We start from the raw sequence: 17,930 nt of genomic DNA on the forward strand, positions 1-17,930 counted from the left end.
GAAGGGGTTCAGGGGCCGCCGCTGCGTCCGGGTGCCGCCGGCGCCGGGGACACCGACGTCGTGGTGGTGGGAGCGGGGGCTTGGGGTGTGGGGGTTGCCGCGGCGAGGTCGGTGGCCAGGGCTGTGAACCAGTTGGCGACGGCCGTGAGAGGGGATACGCCGCCGATGGCGGCGCTAGCAGTGGTGGTCTGGTAGGAGCCGTGGCGGCCGACGGTGTCGCTGTAGCCGGCGGTGCTGGCGACCTGGTAGAGCTCGCTTTGGTCCGTGATGTTGGTGGTGATGGCGTCGAAGGCTTCGTTGGCCCACCGGCTCGCAGTCTGCGGGGGAATGAGTTGCACGACCGCGCCGGCAAGTTTGGTGCCCAAGACCGCGGCCGCCGCCCAAGGATTGGCCATCCCGACGGTGGCCAGTTCGGCGATGGTGGCCGGAGTGAACACCGTCCGGGCCACCGTGATCACCGCGTTGAGGCCGATGCCGCCGAGTTTGAGTAGTGCGGCCAGCGCCTCGTGTGGTCCAGGTAGCTGCGCGCCGGGAGCCGACGCTTCGGCCAGGCGTTGCCCGACAGTTTTTTGCGGGGAGTAGGACAGTGCGTCGAGGGTGGTGCCGGTCAAGTCCTCGTTGACCACGTCCACCGCGGTCGTGAACACCGTGGCCGAGAGTGCTTGTGCGATCGTGGATATCGCGGCGACAGGGTCACGCAGGTCCGAGCGGGCGGCGATGTTGGTGATCGTGGTGGCCAGGGTTCCACCGACCGGGGTGTCGCAGGTCGCGTCGCCGGGAACGCACAGGTCCGCGACCCGCCCCGTCAATGCGCCGTAGTCGCCGGCCGGGCCGCGGGCGCCGATACCGCCGCCGGTCAGGGTCGGGTTGTGCAGGGAAATCTGTGCGACTGCCTGTCCAGTCGTGCCCGGCGCCGCCGCCGGGCGGGTGTCGCCGGGGCGGCCCGGCAGGATCGGGGTGCCCGGGGCGCGGCCGGGGTGGGCCAGCAGCGCAATGCCGGCGACCCGATCAGCGGGCACGGTGGTGTCGCCGCGGCCGATGCGGTGGGCGAATTCCGAGACCGCGACCGCGCCTTGGGCATAACCGGCGGCGGCGATCTTGGTGTCCGGGCAGCGGTCCAGGACTTCGCTCGCCCGGGTGAGCAGGTTCTCGGTCGCGGCGGCGGTGGCCTGTTCATATGGCAGGGCGGTGCCGTGGGAGTCGTAGCCGTACGGGATATAGGCGCGCTGGACGGTGTCGCCGGAATCGGCGAGCAGCGGCCCGAACATCCGTCCCAGCGCCCCGCTATCGCTGTCGGTCGGCGCGTCGGGCGAGGATTCCTCGTCGCCTTGCATGCCGAGCACATACAGGTTCGGGCACCGTGCGCCGACAGCGTTCGTATCGGTGGGGGCTGCCGACACCGTCGCGGCGGTCACGGTGACAGCGGCCACCACGACCAGGACCGTGCGCAGCAGCATCCAGAGCACAGCCGTAGAGGGGATGTTGGGACTCATCGGGTGTCACCTCTTTCCCAAGGGGTCAGGCCGACGGACGGCGAGGCTGTCCGGGCAGGTGGTTGAGGTCGTCGGAGAGTTGGTCGAGGGCATCACCGACGCCGGCTGCCGCAGCACCGATGTGACCGGTGTCGTAGTCGCGCCAGGTCGCTTCCGCTCCGATGAGGCGGTACTCGGCGTAGAGCTGCTGTCCCATCTCCACCGGGATCAGGCCGTCGCTTCGGCCGTGATAGAGGTGCACCGGCACTGTGGGGACTTGGGCGCCGGCGGATTCGGCGGTCAGCACGAACTGCCACGGCGGGTCGTTCCACGGGTCCGGGCGCATGCACCAGGCCGTCACACACTGGTCGCGGTAGCCCTCGAGGATCTCGCCGGCGTTCGAACCAGAGGCATTCGCCATCGCAGTAGTCCCGGCGCCGCTGAACACACGGTCGACACGCAAGTACGAGTAGGCGTGGCTCAGCCCGATCAGCCCGGCCAGCACCAGGCCCGACCAGGGGCCGCCGTCGAGGCGGGCTGCCAAACTTCCGGGGTCGGTGACGACTGCTCCGGCGGCGACACCGCGCAGGTCCAATGTGGGGGCGTAACGGGGCTGGGTTTCCGCGGCCCACACTGCGGCCCGTCCGCCGTCGGCGTATCCCCAGATCACGCACGGCGCTCCGGCGGCGTCCAGGTCCGGGATCGTGCGTGCGGCGCGGGCGAGGTCGAGCACGCTGTGGGCGGCGTCGGTACCGGCCAGGAAGGTGTGGGGTCCCAGACCGGTCAAGCCCAGGCCCAGCCCGTCGGGCACCGCGACGATCCAACCCCGCTCCAGCGCTGCGGTAACCGCCCGCAGATCCGGATCAGGTTGCGGATCGGTGAACAGCTGCGACGGCGCGCATCGACCCCCCAACCCACGGAACGGTGGGCAGTACACCGCGACCGCGGAATCCGCGCCGGGTCTCGGTGGCGCGATCACGATGCCCGAGGCCGGGATCGGGGCGTGCCGCCCGGTATGGGTCGCATACACCACCTGCCAGGCCTGATGGGGCATGCCGAGCATGGGCACGATAGTGGAGCGGTAGCGCAAGATCGCACCGGGCCGCACGTCGAATCCGACAGCGGGGGCGGCGTAGAACGCGTCGATAGGTCGGTCGTCGAGAGTCATGCTCGGCTCCCTTGCAGATCGTGTGCCAGGGCGGTCAGCCACGCGATCCCGGAATTCAGATGCCCACCGACCGCGTAGTCGGTGTGGCGGGACACGGTGTCGCCGTAACGGATCCACACCGCGGGGTCGAGCAGGGCGGCGTTGTCGGCGATCAGCTGTCCCCACGCCGCCGCCAGATCGGCGGCCAGCCCGGGCAGGGTGGCGACCGGGTTCGCCGCCACCGTGGCCACGACCGCGCCCCAGCGGGCGTTCGCGGCCGCGGTGCCGGCCAGTGCCGGTTCGCGCTGGCGCGGGTCGGCGGCATCGATCAGCCGCTGCGCCAAAGTCTTTTCCGGCCGGTAGATCACGGTCCCGTCGGCGAGGCGGATATCCTGCAACAGCACAGTCGTCCACGTCTGCCCCAGCGCGGCGGACAGCACCGCGCCCACGGAGTTCACCGCGGCGATTGGGTCGCGCAGGTCTGCTTGGGCCGCGATCAACGCCCCGAGCCTCAGTAGCGCCGCGTGGTCGGGGGCCGAGCATGCGAGGTCTCCCTCGACACAAATGTCGGCGACCCGGCCGGTTAGCCCACCGTAATGTGTTGCCCCGCCTGCAATCCCTTCACCGTTTGGCGCGGACGGGGCCAGCCGTACCCCTGCCACCGCGGCACCCGCGGTGCCCGGGGCTGGGTCGGGTACGGTTTTTCCGGGTCGGCCCGGAAAAACCGGTGACCCAGGTGCACGGTCGGGGTGTGCATACAGGGCGATCCCGGCGATCCGGTCGGGGGGCACCGGGCCCGCTCCCGCGCCGATATCGTGTGCTAGCCACGACAAGGCTTGCGCGCCCTGTGAATATCCGACGCCCGCGAAGGCAGTGTCCGGGCAGACGGCGGCGATCCGGCCGATTTCGGTGTCAAGGCGGTGGCGGGCTTCGGTTACCGACACCGCATACGGTGCAGTGCCGCCGCCGGGTACTGCGCCGCCGAAACCGGCCGGGTACGGGATGTAGGTGCGGTCCACTGCCGCGGGGGCTGCGGCCAGGACGGGCGCTACCAAAGCTCCGACCACTCCGGTGTCAGCGGACGGGTCCGCGACCGGTGAAGACTGGCCGGTGCCCTGCACCCCGAGGACATGCAGCGGCGCACACCCTGCGTTGGCAGGTTCCGCTGCCGCGGCGGCAGTGCCGGTGAGTGCGGCAAACACTGCCGTCACCGTGACCGCAGTCGCGGCGCGGGCCTTCGTGGTTGCGCGGCTCACGGTTGTCCGACCCCCACGCCGGCCCCGAATCCGGCCCCCACGGTGCCCGCCGCGACAGCGCCGACCGCGGCGGCGGGGACACCGGCGACGACGGCGCCTACGGCCGCGCCGACCGCGGCGCCGAGTGCGGTGCCGGCGACTCCCGAGGTGACGGTGCCGACCACCGGGACCGGCACCACGGTCCCGATCGCGGCACCGGCGATTCCACCGATGGTGCCGCCGATCAGCCCGCCGACGATGGCTCCAGCCGTTGCGGCGGGCACGCCCGCAGCGATTGCTCCGGCGGCGCCGCCGACCGCGGCACCGGCCATGGTGGCGCCAGAGACCCGGTCGGAGCGGCCGGCCGGTATCCCGACCGAGTCCAGCGCGGTAGCGACCTGGGCTTCTGCGGTAGCGGCAACGTTGTTGATGGTGTCGCGGGCTTCGGGCGCCAGCCAGTCCGGGCTCGGCGCCTGCCATTGACCGATGCGGATCGTGTTGTCCGGCGGTTCGATCGGCGCAACCGGCGCCACAGGTTCAGGTAGATGCAGGTCCTCTACCCGGACCGGCTCCACCGGTTCCTGCGGTGGTGGAGCGGGTCGCGACGGCGCCGCGTTGCGGACCTCCGGCGGCTGCTCGTAGTACACCGGTGGCGCCGGAGCGAGGGCCGGCGGTGGTGGTGGTGCGGCGGACGTGCCAGGCTGTTCGGGACTGGTCACCCCGGGCTGGTCGGCGATCGCCGCGGGATGATCGCCGGCGTGCGCGAGGCCAGGAGCCGCCAACGCCATCGCGACAGGAATCGCCCCGGCGAGCATGATGCTGCCGCTGCGGCGCGCGCGCCCACAACCGAGTCGGTATTTGTGGTGATCGGTGAGTTTCACCGTTTTGGACATGCCGTATACACCCTTCGTCATGAAGGCAAAAAGAATGGGGAAATAAATGGATGCGGGAAATTTCCCGCCGGGCGCCTCCCGGCCGGGGAAGCCGGGAGGCAGTTACTCGGGGAGTTTTCTGATCAGACGAATGTCAGGATGAGCCACAGCGCTTGTGACGCGACTGTCAAAACGTTCGATGCCAAGATCAGGCCGTCGTTAACCCAACCCATCATGATGCTCGGATCCAATGTTGTTTTCCTTTCCGGAGATCGGTCTTACTCCACCATCCAAACCACCGATCCCCCTGCTGCGCCAGGGTTCTGACCTTCCGTTTTTTGTGTATACGCGCTGCAGGTGACCTGCTGATACCCACAAGTCCAGCGGTTTCGGAAGGAATTCACGCAGCCTGCGTGAATAAAAAATTTTGCGTGGAAGCGCTGAGCCGCAGCAGCACGGGCGAGCACACCCCCTACACCTTGGCTATCTCACCGCGACCAACAGGAAACGTATCCACTTGCCGACATTTACGGTCTCTGGTAGGAAATGAATCGACTCGGGGAGATAGTCAACCGCAACTCCGCACACGCTGGTGCCGGAGACGCATAGAAAGGGGGGATTTTTGTGCTGCCCAGGAATGCTGCACATCCTCTAAGGACCGCGCCGAAACTACTAGTCTTGCCACCCAACCTGGGTGACACGTGCCTCGTCATCCGCAAGACACTGGGACTCAGCCGTAGCGCTGCCTACAGCGCACACGGCGTCAGCCAGTCCTACCTCTTCGACATCGAGAACAACATGCGCGTCCCCACCAGCGCGATACTCGACCGGATGATCGACGCCTACGGCCTCGACAGCCAACAAGCCCAACACCTACGCGAGCTCCGCGAACCCGCTCACTACCTGCCGGCCACCGGCGAGCTCGGCGCCCAACTACAGCACCACATCGGCCTGATACCCCACCTCGACGGCCTCGAGGCCAAGGGCGTACTCGGCGCCTACATCGATCCGCTGTACAACATCCTGGCCTGCAACGAGAGCTTTCACAGCGCGTGGCCAGGGCTCGCGGAGGCAGATTCGCTGCTGTCCTGGATCTTCGAACCGGCGGCGGCGCACTCAGCGCCCGACCGCGATCGCGAAGCCGCCCATACCGTGGCCATCACCCGAGCACTGGCCGGCCGCTACCGCGACAGCGGACAAACCAAAAAGCTCCTCCGGAAACTCAGCCACCACGACGAATTCACCCGCCGATGGACATCGACCATCGACGTCGCCTACGGCCGTTCTCCCGACGATCTACTCCACCGCCGCCACCCCACAACAGGAGAGTCGACCTCCTTCACGATGACGAAAGCCGGAGTCTGCCGCCTCCCCGAGGTCTCCCTCATCACCCTGATTCCCATGCCCTACAACGGGCCCGATCCCACCTGAGCCGACACCGCTGTCCTGAGCCGGTTCCGCGAGGCCGGCTCGGGACACTTCCGGGCACTTCGCGATAAGTGGCCCGAGTGAGAACCCACCGGCATCGGAGCCAAGGGGGCTGGCAGGAAGCTTTTTTGCCGAATGGCGAGAGCCGGGATCCGGCAAACCGTCTCCTCGAGTTCGGGCGCCGTACTATTGAGTTCACCGATCGACCGGCTAAAACGACACAGCCAAACGCAAGCAAGGCCGCTGAACTCCAACCGCAGGGCGCCTGGCAGGTCCCACCGCGCGGCACCGACTACCGACCCAAGCCAGTCCCGACCAATCAGCGAGCCGCTGTGAAGCACACATCAGCTGACTGAAACACACTTGCGAAACCAGCAGCCTTCGGCCGCCTCACCGCCACAGAACTGGGCAGTAGGCAGTCATCGATCAGCAAACCCCCGCGCCGCCGACAGCCCCTGTTCGCAGCCGACCACTCCACAAGCGGCGATACAGGCGTCCCCCTTCTGAACCGGCAATACTCAATGGCTATCCGTCACTATGATCGATCTCTTCTCTGACAAAAACACCCAGCCCGTCTCAACTGACCCGGTCGCTCACCGAATCCCCTTTGTTGCAATATCTCGAACGCAATATTGCAACAATGAGTCATAGGACGCTCAGCAGTACCGCATAGACAATCACCGCTAGCTTGGACCGAAACCGCAAGTCGTGCATCACCGATGGGTAATCGCGTCACCCACGTAGAAACCACGGCCGCCGTCTACGCCGACTAGCGCCTATGGGTTCAAGATTCTCGCGGAGCACCCCTCCGGTGGAACTAACTCACCGCGCGGTGATACGCCTCGAGGACTGCGGACGGAATCCGACCACGCTCCGGCACATCATGACCGTTGCGGCGAGCCCACTCCCGCACCGCCCTGGCATTCCTTTGCCGCCCCGCTGAAACTGCGGTGGTCCGCCGATCCCGCCCCCCGACCCTGCGCGCGAACGGGATCCACTTGTCCAAACCAGCGCGCAACTCACGCGCGTTCGATTCCGACAAGTCGATCTCGTACCCGACACCGTCGATACCGAACGAGACAGTCTCGGTCGCGACCGACACACCGTCCACATCGTCGATCACAGTGACAACAACCTTGCGCGCCACGCGCCAACACCTCCACTGACCAAACCCTGCCCGACCCAAGCTCCAACGCGGCACAGTAGCAGCACTCACATCCTGGGACCGTGCCGGCAGCCGACGACCGAACCTCACAGTCGCCATACTTGGAGCACGAGAGACGTGTTCAGGTCCGCACTCGGACGAGGCGCAATCTCGGACTGATTCAGAATGCCGCGGGTAGGAGCAGATCAAGCGAGCGATCGCCCTGCCCCTCAGACGACACGCCGTGTCGCCGAAGTGTTCTGCACGAGTTGCCAGGGCCCTAATCACGGGATGTGACCTGCGATGACGGCATTACCCGCCGGGGATTAGCCGCTAGGCGCGTACACAGGGATATGGCGTCGGTACCGCGGTTCGGTTTTCATGGAATCGGGACAGGTCAGTGGACAGCACGCAAAGGCGGCTGCCGCATGCAGATGATCCTGATTCCTTCTCTCCATCGGCTCCGCGGAGCCGATGGAGTCCCCCGGTATCGAGTTACTCGATCCCGCCGCAAGACCCGCTCCGTGGCGGCCAGTCCGATCGACGGCGCTCGCGGTGTCCTCCGTCTCGCCCACCATGGTGACGTCCTCATCCGGCCACTTGCTGCGCCGCAGCCTCGGCCGGTGCACCCGGCATCGCCCGCCGCGACGCCGGGACACCCACAGTCGTGGAATCCGTTCACCACCGAGAACACCCCCGCAGGGTACAGCCCAGACGAACTCGGTAGCCGGGCCGCGATGACCGAGCATCCGTTCATGACCGTCCAAGAAGCCGCGGACGCGCTGCGGGTCTCCCGCTACTGCGTCCACCAGCGGGCACTGCACCGGATCAACGGCAGCCTGCAGCTCACCCCGGTCAAGACCAACGGCTCGAAGGCTACCCTGCCGCCGTCGGCGCCGCTGGTTCCGATCCTGCGCGAGCACCAGCGCCTACAGGGTGAGCAGCGGCTCGCCGCCGGTGATGGGTGGCACGACTCCAGGCTGGTGTCCACCACTGCGTTTAGGCGCCCGATCAAGCCTCGCAACGTCAACCGGATGTTCGCCCGCCTGTGTGACCGGGCCGGAACCGGTAGACAGGCCGAGGACCATACACAAGCCTGCAGATCGCCGGAGCCGCCCGGGCGAGGCCGACGCCCATGAGACCAGACAGCCACCCGGGACAAGCCGGGAAACGCCAGGGAAAGCCGGGCCCGGCTCCGGAAGCTGTAGAGGTGGTTCTTCCGGATCATCCGCCGGTCCTCAACCCTGCCGCCGCGAAGATACTTCTTAGGATCCTGCTCAGAACAACGACCGAGCCGGCGAACAGGCCGCATGAAGGAAGGTGAATCGATGCCGAGCGACTCGAACGATTGGGCTGTCCTGGATGAATTGCTCGGTATCGATGTCGCCGACGCCGAGATAGACGACAGCAAGACGTTCGCGTTCTACGGTCGCGTCTCCACCGAGGACAACCAGGACCCCGAAACCTCCTACGGCTGGCAGTTCGGCAACGCCCAGAAATTCGCCGCACCCGGTCTTATCACACAAACGTATTTCGATGTCGGACAGTCCCGTTCAGTGCCATGGGACCGCCGGCCGGAAGCTTCCCGGCTACTGGCCGATCTGAAGCGGCCGGACCGCGGCTGGTCGGCCATCGTGGTCGGGGAGGGTACCCGGTGCTGGTTCGGCAACCAGTTCTCCTTGATCGCGCCCCGCATCCACGCCTATGACGTCGAGGTTTGGGTGCCCGAGCTCGGCGGAATGTACAACGCCCGAAACGCCACCCACACGATGATGATGTCCATGCTCGGCGGGCTCAGCGAATCCGAACGCCAGCACGTGCAGCAGCGAACCCGCGCCAGCATGGACGCCCAGGTACTCAACGAGGGGCGGCATCAGGGTGGCCGGGCGCCCTACGGGTACGTCGTCGTCGACGGCCCGCCGCATCCGAACCCGAACCGCGCCGCCGACGGACTCTGCCTGCGAATTCTGTCTGTGGACGTGGAGGCGGCGCCCGTGGTTCAGCGGATATTCCGGGAGTACATCGAGGGCCAGGGCGACAAGGCGATCGCCACGCGGCTCAACCGCGACGGTATCCCGTGCCCCAGCGCGCACCGCCCGGGCCAGAACCGGCACCGCTCCGGCGACGGGTGGCAGGCCTCCACCGTGGCCGCGATCCTGCAGAACCCGCGCTACACCGGATACGCGGTGTTCGGCCGCTGGGCCAAGAAGGAGGAACTGATCGACCCCGACGACGTCGCCGCCGGTTACGCCATCCGATTCGTCCGCGCGACCGCCGATCGGGTGATCCGGTCGAAGCGGCCCGCGCACCCGGCCATTGTGTCGGTCGCGACCTTCACCGAAGCCCATCTGATCCGGCGTAGCCGGGCCGGCGCCAGCAACCGTGACCGCGCCCGGAACACCCGATCCAGGACCACGACACGCCCGTACCTGCTGCGTGGGCTGATCACCTGCGATATCTGCGGCCGGAAAATGCAGGCCGGCATCATCCGCGGCGGCATCTACTACCGATGCCACTCGAAAACCCTCGCACCCGGAAGCCCCGTATCGGCCGAACACCCCAAAACCGTGAACCTGCGCGAACTCACTCTTGCCGACCCCTTGAACAGGTGGCTCGCCGATCTGTTCGGCAAGCAGCAGCGGGCGCAGACCCTCGAATTCCTGCTCGAAGCGCACAACACCGACGACAGCGATCTCCGCCGCAACATCATCAAGGCACGGATCGCGGAGGCGAACCAGAAGCTGGAGCGGTACACCCGGGCGATCGAGGCCGGCATCGATCCCAGCACCCTGGTGGCCGCGATGAACGCGGCACAGGCGGAGAGAGCCGCCGCGCAGGTCGAGCTGGACACCATACCGAGACCGGTACAGGTAACCGCGCGCGAACTCGCCGGAATCATCGATTCACACGGCGATATCCGTGCCCGACTCGATGCGGGCGACCCCATGGACAAGATGGAGCTGTACAAAGCCCTGGAAGTACAGATTCGATACCAACCCATACAGCGCCGCGCTCAGGTGAGCGCTGGGCTTGCTGTGGTTAGCACTGGTGTCCGGAGGGGGACTTGAACCCCCACGCCCTATAACGGGCACTAGCACCTCAAGCTAGCGCGTCTGCCATTCCGCCACCCGGACCGGTGTGCCCAGCTAGAGTATCCGATCGGGCGGATGAGGCAAAATCGCGGGCCTCACCTGGGAAAAGGCCGGGCGAATCGGTGCAGAATTTCGGCGGCGAGCGGACGGGTCGACTCTTCGACGAACGTCCAACGACCACGGTCGATTCGAGCGTCTCGGATCCTTCGTATCAGGTGCCGCCGCCACGACACAGCGAAGCCGGCCACAGCCGCGCCTGCCATCCCCTAGTCGTGTCATCGCGCCGGCCGCGTCCGTTTTCCTCCGACGACGCCGTGGTTACTGTTGAGATATGGCGGAAGTGAGCGGGCCGGGCGGGTCGTTTCCGACGATCAATCGCCTGGACGACGTGGGCAAGTACGCCGTACTCGGCGAGGAACGGGGCCGGTTCCCCTGGCTGCCGACCGGCCGAGTAGCCGGAGGCGTCCCCGATCACGAACCGTTGATCGCGGCCCCGGTACCGCTTGCGCGGGTCTCCCCCAGCGCGGTCGACGAGGCCACCGCCGTCTACAAGGTGGCGTTCCGCGTGGTGCGGGATTCGGGTGGCAGAGGCGAAACCGCCGCGGCCCTGAACTCCGGTGACCCTTCCCGCACCGGGTATCAAGGGGGTCCACCGTCGTGATGCGCGCGGTCTGGAACGGTGTGGTGCTGGCCGAAAGCCCGCACACGGTCCTGGTGGAAGGCAACCATTACTTTCCGCCCGAATCGCTGCGACGGCAGTATCTCCGCGACAGCGGGACGAAATCGCTGTGCCCGTGGAAAGGGGTGGCGCGTTACTACACGGTGACCGTCGGCGCTGCGGTGGAGCCGGACGCCGGTTGGTACTACCCGAACCCGAGCCCATTGGCGCGGCGGATCAAGGACTACGTCGCTTTCCGGCACGGCGTGGAGGTGCTCGGCGAGCCCGGGAATTACGGCGCGGGTGGCAGTACGCCGCTACCGGGCGAATGACGCGGTGGACACGGCAGCAGGATCACCGGTGATTATTTCACCGTGTCGCGGGTGCCGGCGGCTACCCGGCCTACCCGGGCGCGATGGGAATGATTCACTGCTGCCCAGGCCGGCGAGCGCAGGTCATTACTTGGCGTCCCCGTAGCACTCCACTACCGCGGTGGTGAACGGGAACCGCACCGGCGTCGGCCCGAACGTGAGCCGGCCCGCGTTCTCCGCCGCCGTGGCGATTAGCTCGACAACCCTGGTCGCTTCTGCCGACGGACAGTGCACGATCACCTCGTCGTGCTGGAAGAAGACCAATTCGCCGCGCAGACCGGCGCCGGACAGCGCCTGGCGGATGCCCGCAAGGACGAGCAGGGCCCACTCGGCGGCGCTGCCCTGCACTACGAAGTTACGAGTGAAACGGCCGCGGGCACGCGCCGCCGAAGTAGTGCCGTACGCGCCGGGGTCCTCGCCCGAAAGGTCCTGCTGTTCCGGGGCTATGACGGATACCGGCGGGCAGGTCCGCCCGAGCCAGGTACGCACCAGCCGGCCCTCCTCCCCGGCCCGCGCAGCCTCGTCGACGTAGGCCACCGCGGCCGGGTAGCGGCGACGCAGACCCGCCAAATGGGTCAGTGCGTCGCCGGAGGTCTGGCCGTAGATGGCGCCCAGCAGAGCGAGTTTGGCTTGCGCGCGGTCGCCGCCGAAGCCGCGGGCCGCCAGATCCGCGTACATATCCTCACCTCGGCCCGCGGCTTCCATCAGTCCGGGATCGCGCGAGACGGCGGCCAGTACGCGTGGCTCCAGCTGGTCGGCATCGGCGACCACCAGACACCAGCCCGGGTCGGCACGGATGGCCCGGCGGATCACTTTCGGGATCTGCAGCGCTCCCCCGCCGTTGGTGGTCCAGCGGCCGGAAACCGTTCCGCCGGGCAGGTATTCGGGGCGAAAACGCCCGCCGTGCACCCATTGTTCCAGCCAGGACCAGCCGTGGGCGGTGTGCAGGCGGTACAGGGTCTTGTAGGCCAGCAGTGGGGCCACCGCCGGATGTTCCACACGTTGCAGCTCCCATTTCCGGGTGGAGGACAACTGGATTCCGGCGCGGGCGAAGGCCTTGACGATGTCGTTGGGCAGATCCGGGCGGACCCGGGCGCCGAAAGCGCGCGACACCTCGTCGGCCAGCTCCGCCATCCGGCGCGGTTCCGCGCCGCCCGGGTAACGCTCGCCCAGCAGTGTGTCCAGCATTTCCCGGTGGATATCGGCGCGCCACGGTATCCCGGCCCGCGACATCTCCACCGCGATCAGCATGCCCGCCGATTCCGCGGCCAGCAGCAACCGCATCCGTTCCGGATGTTCGGTGGCCGCTGTCCGGGCGAGCTGACCGGCGTAGACCTCCAGCAGGGCGGTGAACTCGTCCACCCCGGCCGGCAGCGGAACCGGACCCGACTCGAACAGCGACGGCTGGATCTCGGCGGCCCGCGCGGGGGCGTCGGGCGGGGCAGGCAGGTGGTGCAGACGAGCCCACGCGGCCGCCAGCGAGCGGGGCTGCCCCGCCTGCCCCTCCTCGTATCCGATCAATATGGCCTCGGCGGCCTCCACGTCGTAGCAGCGCTCGACCCGCACCCCCGCCGCCAGTAGCGGCCGGTAGATACCGGCGGTGGACCGCCACACCCATCGCTCGACCTCGGGATGTGACCGCACCGCCTCGGCGAGCGAGCGCTCGCGGATCACCGCACCGGCGGGCCGCCCGTCCGGGCCGAGCGGACAGAGATAGGCACCCCCATCCTCCGACTCTGCTACTGCCCACCGCACGGTCGAGATCTTGGCACCGACCTCCGACAATTCAGTGACATAGTTAGATGCGCATATCTAAGTATCGGCAGATAATCGAGCACGAACCCTTTGGGCTATCCGAAGGCCGTGGGCAGGCAGCCGCCTTCGGCCCGGCCCACGGGCTGACACTTGCCATCCCTTCGGCCCGCGTCGCCTCTCCGGAATGCCAGCGCTGACCCGGCCGATATCCCAGCTGATCCCTGCCGAAAGGCGGCCCTCTCCCCCAGCCCAGGAGATACCGACATGCGACGGTGGCGGCCCAACCCTGATCCGCGGCCCGGGATCCGCAACAAAGTGTTGTTCCGACCTTGCCGGGCTGTCCGCAGTCGGCCGCGGAGGGCTGTGCCGCATCCCCGGTCAGGCGGCGAGTACGTCCTCCACCGGACGGCGGGGCGTTTCGGCGAGCGGTCCCGCGCTGCCGGAAGTCCAGCCGACCCGGACCATGGCCTGGGGGTGGGCGCAGTCGTGCAGGAGCCCGGTGCGGATCTCGCGGCGGCAGTCGAGCATGCCGAGCGGTTCGGTCTGCAGGCTCGTCGCCAGGCCGAGTCCGGTCGCGGTCAGCAGGAGTGCGCTGATCGCTTCGCCCGCGCGCAACTGGGCGCGGCGATCATCACGCGGGGTGCCCACGACCAGCCAGTGCGCACCGTCGGGCCGGTCGGCGGGATCCAGGAGGGCCGGGGCGGCGAAGCTTCGTACCGGGATCTCCCCCGCCCGGCGGGGCGCGGGCGCGTTCCGGGACGGCACACCGTCGACGCTGCGGCCTGGGCCGCTCCACCGGGCGATTTCCTGCTGGTAACCGATGTCGGTGCGGTGCAGGTCGGCCGCGCGGCGCATGGGGTTCGCCAGACGCGGGAGCATCAGGTCGGGTACCTGGCGGACGGCGGCGCCGAACGCGGAGACCTGGGTGGCCAGGGCCCGGATGTGGCCGGCCGGGATCGGGCGGGGCAGGTAGCGGCGCCGATCGGTGCGGCGCAGCAGGATCGCGGCGGCCTGGTCGATCTGGGCGGAGGTGGGGCGCTGCCGGGTGGTGTACACGGTGGCGAGGTGCGTCGGATCGGTGGGGTCCGGGCAGTACTCCACGGTGGTGGACCAGCCGAGCGCGGACAGTCCGATACGCAGATGGTGCAGCGCGGCGCCGCAGCTGATGATCAGTGCCCGCTGGAACGGGTCGGTTTCGGTGAGGTGGCGGCCGGTATCGGCGAAGAGCTGGATCCCGGTGGCGGTCGGCCGCCAACGCCACGGCTGGGTGTTGTGGACCGACGGCGCTCGAACGGCGAGACCCAGCGCGATATCGGTGGCCTCACGATCCGGGATCGCGGAAAGCATTGTTGCGTGTCCTTTCGGTCACAGGCTTGTTGTCGACAAATGCGTCGTCACGACCGGCGGCGCGGCTCGTGCGACTTCCCCCCGGGACGACGCCATCCCCTCCGCGGGCAGCCGTCGAGCGGGTCGCGGAGGTAGGTGTTTGCGCTGGTTCCGAGGGTAGGCATACACGTCGGCGGTGGCACGGAGTTTCTCGGCCGATACCTCGGAGCTGCTCCGGACCGGCAGCCGGCGGTTCGGCGAATCCTCCGTGGCGCGTGCCGATTCCGGGTTCGGCCCGGCCCGCCGACGTGGGTGTGCGAGCGGTCTGTGATGTTGGCCATGCGGGTCCCCGCAGTGGGGTGCGGCCGGTCCTCGGGGACCGGATGCCGCGACACGCGGGGCCGTGCCCTGTTTCCCGGACCGAATGTCGGGTAGATCGCCAGTACGCTGGGCAACCACCCCTGGTTTCCGGCTGTGACAGATGCGATACACCGAGGAAAGGGATGCACACCATGCTGATACGTCGGCTTGCCCGGCCGCTGCTGGCGAGTACATTCGTCGCGAACGGCGTCGATACCTTGATGCATCCGCAATCACGGGTAGAGGAAGCGTCGAACCTGGTGGCGAAGGGGCAGGAGACGCTGCCGTCGAATGTCGCATCGTCCCTTCCCTCCGACCCTGATCTGCTGGTGAAGGTCACCGCGGCCGTCCAGATCGCGGGCGGCACCCTGCTGGCGCTGGGAAAGGCACCGCGACCGGCGGCGTTCCTGCTGGCGGCGACAGTGGTGCCGGCGACGGTCACCGAACAGAATTTCTGGGCCGAGACCGACCCCGGACGCAAGGCCGCGAAGCGGACGGCGTTCCTGAAGGATATGGGGCTGCTGGGCGGGTTGATGATCGCCGCCGCGGATACCGCGGGTAAGCCGTCGCTGGGCTGGCGGGGCCGCCGGGCCGCGCGCCGGGCCGCGGCCACGGTCGGCGGCGCGTTGCCGGTCGGGGTGTCGACTGGTGGTGGCACGGGAGAGGCCGTGCGCCACCAGTTGCAGCATGCCGCAGAGCGCGGCCAGGAATTGGCGGGCACCGCGGCGAGCCGGGGTCAGGAGCTCGCGGGCACCGTCGCCGGTAAGAGCGCCGAGCTCGCCGAAGTCGCCCGGGAGCGCGGCCCGGGCTGGGCGGAAGCCGCCAAGCATCGCGGGTCGGAGTGGGCGGATATCGCCAAGCACCGGGGCGCCGAGCTGGCCGATGTCGCGAAACACCGCGGCAGTGAACTGGCCGATACCGCGCAGACCCGTGGCCCGGTGTGGAAGGAGACCGCGAAGAACCGCGCCGCGGAATTGGCCGAGGCCGCGAAACACCGTGGTGGTGAGCTCGCCGACACCGCGCAGACGCGCGGGCCGGTATGGGCCGATACGGCGAAGAGCCGGGCCACCGAACTGGCCGATGTCGCGAAGCACCGCGGCAGCGAGTTGGCGGAAGCTGCGCAGACCCGTGGCCCGGAACTGACCGGGGCCGCCAAACACCGTGCCGCCGGGCTCGCCGACTACTCGAAGCACCGGGGTGGTGAACTGGCGGCCGTCGTCAAGGAGCAGCGGGCTCAATTGGAGAAGCAGCGGGCACAGCTGGACAAGCAGCGTGCGCAGTTGAAGAAGGCGTACCGGAAGAAGCAGGCGGACGCCGCGAAACGCCGCTAGTCACCGGCAATTCGACCTGCCCGGGCATGTACTACATGCCCGGGCATTCGATTATCGGGGCCGGATAGTTCTCGACCGGGCTGCGCCACGGCCGGTGCACGGCCCGGCCTTCCAGGTGTGCCAGTTCGGGTATCCAGCGACGCACATAGGTGCCGTCGGGGTCGTAGCGTTCGGCCTGGCGCAGCGGGTTGAGTACCCGGTTCGGCCGGGTGTCGTTCCCGGTGCCCGCGACCCACTGCCAGTTGAGCTGGTTGTTCGCCAGATCGGCGTCCACCAGCCAGTACAGGAAGTGCCGGGCGCCGATGCGCCAGTCCACGCGCAGGGTTTTCGTCAGGAAGCTCGCGGCGATCAACCGGGCCCGGTTCGGCATCCAGCCCTGGGCATGCAACTGACGCATTCCGGCGTCGACGATCGGGTATCCGGTGCGGCCCTCGCTCCATGCCCTCACCGCCTGTTCGTCGGTGCGCCAGCGGATCTCGCGGTCGCGGTAGTCGTGCCAGGCCGCGCGGGGGCGGGCCGCGAGTACCTGGTGGTGGAAATCCCGCCAGGCCAGTTGCCGGAGGAAGGCCGCGCCGCCCGCGGTCGACTCATCGGTCCGGCGCACCAGGTCGGCCGGTGAGAGGCAGCCGAAGTGCAGGTAGGGCGACAGGTGCGAGGTGGCGTCGGCGGCGAGGTCGTCGCTGTCCCGGGCGTATTCGGTGACTCCACGGGAAAGCCAGGTGCGTAGCATCTTCCGGCCCGTGGTTTCGCCGCCCACGGACAGGTCCGGTGAGCGGTCTCCGGAGGCGAGGTCGCCGGGCCGCGGGAGGGTTCCGGAGTCGATGGCGGGCAGTTCGAGGTGGTGCGGGGCGCGTAGCGGGGCGCGCCGTTGCGCGGCGGTCCAGCGGCGGAAGTACGGGGTGAATACGGCGAAGTGGTCGCGGCCGGCCGGTGTCGATTCACCGGGCGCGAGCACCGTCACCGAATGCTGGTGCACGCACAGGTCGCGCCGGTCCCGGGCCAGACGCTGCCGTAGCCGCTCCTCGCGGCCACGGCTGTAGGCGCTGACGTCCGCGGCGATATGTACCGTCGCGGCCCCGGTCTCGGCCGCCACCCGGGCGACTTGTCCGGCCACGTCACCGGAGCGTACGACCAGCCGGCCGCCGAGCGCGCGGAGTTCGGTATCGAGTTCGCTCAGCGCTGTCGCGAGGAAATGGGCGCGGTTGGGTGGGCATTCGCGGCGCGCCAGGATGGCCTCGTCGAGGACGAACAACGGGACCACGGTGCCCCCGGCGCGGTGCGCGGCCGTGAGCACCGGGTTGTCCCGCACCCGCAGATCCCGGGTGAACAGGGCCACCGCGGGGCCGGTCACTCCAGCCAGACCAGGCAGAAGGTATGTCCTACCGGGTCGGTGTACACCCGGAACGTCTCGGTGGCCTGGATGCGGGTGGCGCCCAGCGCCAAGACCGCGGGTTCGGCCACCTCCACATCGCTGACCAGGATGTCCAGGTGGAACTGCTGCGATCCGGCCGGGTCCGGGAAACGCGGCGGCCGGTACTCCGGGGAGAGCTGGAAGGCGAGGCGGCGTCCCTGGGGGTCGACCATGGCGACCCAGGTGTCGTCGCTCTCCGGCCGCACGATCTCCCCGCCGAGCAGGCCGAGATAGAACTCGGACAGTTTCCACGGGTCCGGGCAGTCCAGCACCACTGTCCGCAAACCCTCGACACCTTCGGCAGCCATATGCGCCCCTCCTTCGGAAC

Annotated in this window: 15 protein-coding genes, 1 tRNA gene and 1 pseudogene; 6 read left to right on the top strand and 11 right to left on the bottom strand. The window is 68.4% G+C overall.

What is annotated here, in order from left to right; translation table 11 throughout:
• Nucleotides 1-8: 8 nt before the first annotated feature.
• The 5 genes and pseudogenes from ACQEVO_RS16565 to ACQEVO_RS16585 all read right to left on the bottom strand — a co-directional run bounded on the left by ACQEVO_RS16565 (nt 9) and on the right by ACQEVO_RS16585 (nt 4,768).
• Nucleotides 9-1,493 carry a cutinase family protein gene (locus ACQEVO_RS16565; protein ID WP_432913976.1) on the bottom strand — a complete coding sequence of 495 codons (1,485 nt, stop codon included), beginning with the start codon at nt 1,491-1,493 and terminating at the stop codon, nt 9-11.
• 25 nt (nt 1,494-1,518) lie between these two features.
• Complete coding sequence (locus ACQEVO_RS16570) at nt 1,519-2,640, bottom strand: lipase family protein (RefSeq protein ID WP_432913979.1); 1,122 nt, start codon at nt 2,638-2,640, stop codon at nt 1,519-1,521.
• Nucleotides 2,637-3,119 (bottom strand): hypothetical protein, encoded by a 483-nt coding sequence (locus ACQEVO_RS16575; protein WP_432923397.1) that lies wholly within the window; start codon nt 3,117-3,119, stop codon nt 2,637-2,639. The genes ACQEVO_RS16570 and ACQEVO_RS16575 overlap by 4 nt, the downstream gene beginning before the upstream one ends.
• A gap of 45 nt (nt 3,120-3,164) precedes the next feature.
• A pseudogene (locus ACQEVO_RS16580) lies at nt 3,165-3,875 on the bottom strand (cutinase family protein); the annotation flags it as partial.
• Entirely contained in the window at nt 3,872-4,768 is an 897-nt protein-coding gene (locus ACQEVO_RS16585; RefSeq protein ID WP_432913982.1) for a hypothetical protein, read from the bottom strand. The gene ACQEVO_RS16585 and the pseudogene ACQEVO_RS16580, both read right to left, overlap by 4 nt.
• A gap of 636 nt (nt 4,769-5,404) precedes the next feature.
• On the opposite strand from ACQEVO_RS16585, the gene ACQEVO_RS16590 reads away from it, so the two are divergent.
• Nucleotides 5,405-6,157 (top strand): helix-turn-helix domain-containing protein, encoded by a 753-nt coding sequence (locus tag ACQEVO_RS16590; protein WP_432913984.1) that lies wholly within the window; start codon nt 5,405-5,407, stop codon nt 6,155-6,157.
• 814 nt (nt 6,158-6,971) lie between these two features.
• On the opposite strand, the gene ACQEVO_RS16595 is transcribed toward ACQEVO_RS16590, so the two are convergent.
• A complete protein-coding gene (locus tag ACQEVO_RS16595; RefSeq protein WP_432913986.1) occupies nt 6,972-7,301 on the bottom strand; it encodes a histone-like nucleoid-structuring protein Lsr2 in 330 nt (109 codons plus the stop codon).
• 620 nt (nt 7,302-7,921) lie between these two features.
• Here ACQEVO_RS16595 and ACQEVO_RS16600 point away from each other — a divergent pair.
• Nucleotides 7,922-8,437, top strand: a complete 516-nt coding sequence (locus ACQEVO_RS16600; RefSeq protein WP_432913989.1) for a hypothetical protein — start codon at nt 7,922-7,924, stop codon at nt 8,435-8,437.
• Nucleotides 8,438-8,626: 189 nt separating this feature from the next.
• The gene (locus ACQEVO_RS16605; RefSeq protein WP_432913992.1) at nt 8,627-10,366 is read left to right on the top strand and encodes a recombinase family protein; all 1,740 of its coding nucleotides are present in this window, start codon (nt 8,627-8,629) and stop codon (nt 10,364-10,366) included.
• Here the strand turns inward: ACQEVO_RS16605 and ACQEVO_RS16610 are convergent.
• Nucleotides 10,345-10,432 (bottom strand) — tRNA-Leu (locus ACQEVO_RS16610). The genes ACQEVO_RS16605 and ACQEVO_RS16610 overlap by 22 nt on opposite strands.
• A gap of 289 nt (nt 10,433-10,721) precedes the next feature.
• On the opposite strand from ACQEVO_RS16610, the gene ACQEVO_RS16615 reads away from it, so the two are divergent.
• On the top strand, nt 10,722-11,051 hold the full coding sequence (locus ACQEVO_RS16615; protein ID WP_432913994.1) for a DUF6098 family protein: 330 nt from the start codon (nt 10,722-10,724) through the stop codon (nt 11,049-11,051).
• Nucleotides 11,048-11,380, top strand: coding sequence for a DUF427 domain-containing protein (locus ACQEVO_RS16620; RefSeq protein ID WP_432913997.1), 333 nt, complete (start codon nt 11,048-11,050; stop codon nt 11,378-11,380). Before ACQEVO_RS16615 ends, ACQEVO_RS16620 begins: the two co-directional genes overlap by 4 nt.
• A 126-nt stretch (nt 11,381-11,506) precedes the next feature.
• Here ACQEVO_RS16620 and ACQEVO_RS16625 read toward each other — a convergent pair whose 3' ends face one another.
• Both ACQEVO_RS16625 and ACQEVO_RS16630 read right to left on the bottom strand, forming a co-directional pair.
• Nucleotides 11,507-13,174: a bifunctional 3'-5' exonuclease/DNA polymerase gene (locus ACQEVO_RS16625; RefSeq protein WP_432914000.1), complete on the bottom strand. Its 1,668-nt coding sequence runs from the start codon at nt 13,172-13,174 to the stop codon at nt 11,507-11,509.
• Between the two features lie 378 nt (nt 13,175-13,552).
• The gene (locus ACQEVO_RS16630; protein ID WP_432914002.1) at nt 13,553-14,521 is read right to left on the bottom strand and encodes an Acg family FMN-binding oxidoreductase; all 969 of its coding nucleotides are present in this window, start codon (nt 14,519-14,521) and stop codon (nt 13,553-13,555) included.
• Between the two features lie 491 nt (nt 14,522-15,012).
• On the opposite strand from ACQEVO_RS16630, the gene ACQEVO_RS16635 reads away from it, so the two are divergent.
• Entirely contained in the window at nt 15,013-16,191 is a 1,179-nt protein-coding gene (locus tag ACQEVO_RS16635) for a DoxX family membrane protein (RefSeq protein ID WP_432914004.1), read from the top strand.
• Nucleotides 16,192-16,222: 31 nt separating this feature from the next.
• On the opposite strand, the gene ACQEVO_RS16640 is transcribed toward ACQEVO_RS16635, so the two are convergent.
• Both ACQEVO_RS16640 and ACQEVO_RS16645 read right to left on the bottom strand, forming a co-directional pair.
• The gene (locus ACQEVO_RS16640; protein WP_432922727.1) at nt 16,223-17,551 is read right to left on the bottom strand and encodes a cryptochrome/photolyase family protein; all 1,329 of its coding nucleotides are present in this window, start codon (nt 17,549-17,551) and stop codon (nt 16,223-16,225) included.
• Complete coding sequence (locus tag ACQEVO_RS16645; protein WP_432914007.1) at nt 17,539-17,910, bottom strand: VOC family protein; 372 nt, start codon at nt 17,908-17,910, stop codon at nt 17,539-17,541. Before ACQEVO_RS16645 ends, ACQEVO_RS16640 begins: the two co-directional genes overlap by 13 nt.
• Nucleotides 17,911-17,930: the final 20 nt, after the last annotated feature.

The organism is Nocardia sp. CA-290969 (assembly GCF_050936135.1).
Classification (GTDB): Bacteria; Actinomycetota; Actinomycetes; order Mycobacteriales; family Mycobacteriaceae; genus Nocardia.

What these genes read in the sequence shown, in the direction of transcription:
- ACQEVO_RS16565 (WP_432913976.1), bottom strand. Translation starts at nt 1,493, where the DNA reads ATGAGTCCCAACATCCCCTCTACGGCTGTGCTCTGGATGCTGCTGCGC.
- ACQEVO_RS16570 (WP_432913979.1), bottom strand. Translation starts at nt 2,640, where the DNA reads ATGACTCTCGACGACCGACCTATCGACGCGTTCTACGCCGCCCCCGCT.
- ACQEVO_RS16585 (WP_432913982.1), bottom strand. Translation starts at nt 4,768, where the DNA reads ATGACGAAGGGTGTATACGGCATGTCCAAAACGGTGAAACTCACCGAT.
- ACQEVO_RS16605 (WP_432913992.1), top strand. Translation starts at nt 8,627, where the DNA reads ATGCCGAGCGACTCGAACGATTGGGCTGTCCTGGATGAATTGCTCGGT.
- ACQEVO_RS16615 (WP_432913994.1), top strand. Translation starts at nt 10,722, where the DNA reads ATGGCGGAAGTGAGCGGGCCGGGCGGGTCGTTTCCGACGATCAATCGC.
- ACQEVO_RS16630 (WP_432914002.1), bottom strand. Translation starts at nt 14,521, where the DNA reads ATGCTTTCCGCGATCCCGGATCGTGAGGCCACCGATATCGCGCTGGGT.
- ACQEVO_RS16635 (WP_432914004.1), top strand. Translation starts at nt 15,013, where the DNA reads ATGCTGATACGTCGGCTTGCCCGGCCGCTGCTGGCGAGTACATTCGTC.
- ACQEVO_RS16645 (WP_432914007.1), bottom strand. Translation starts at nt 17,910, where the DNA reads ATGGCTGCCGAAGGTGTCGAGGGTTTGCGGACAGTGGTGCTGGACTGC.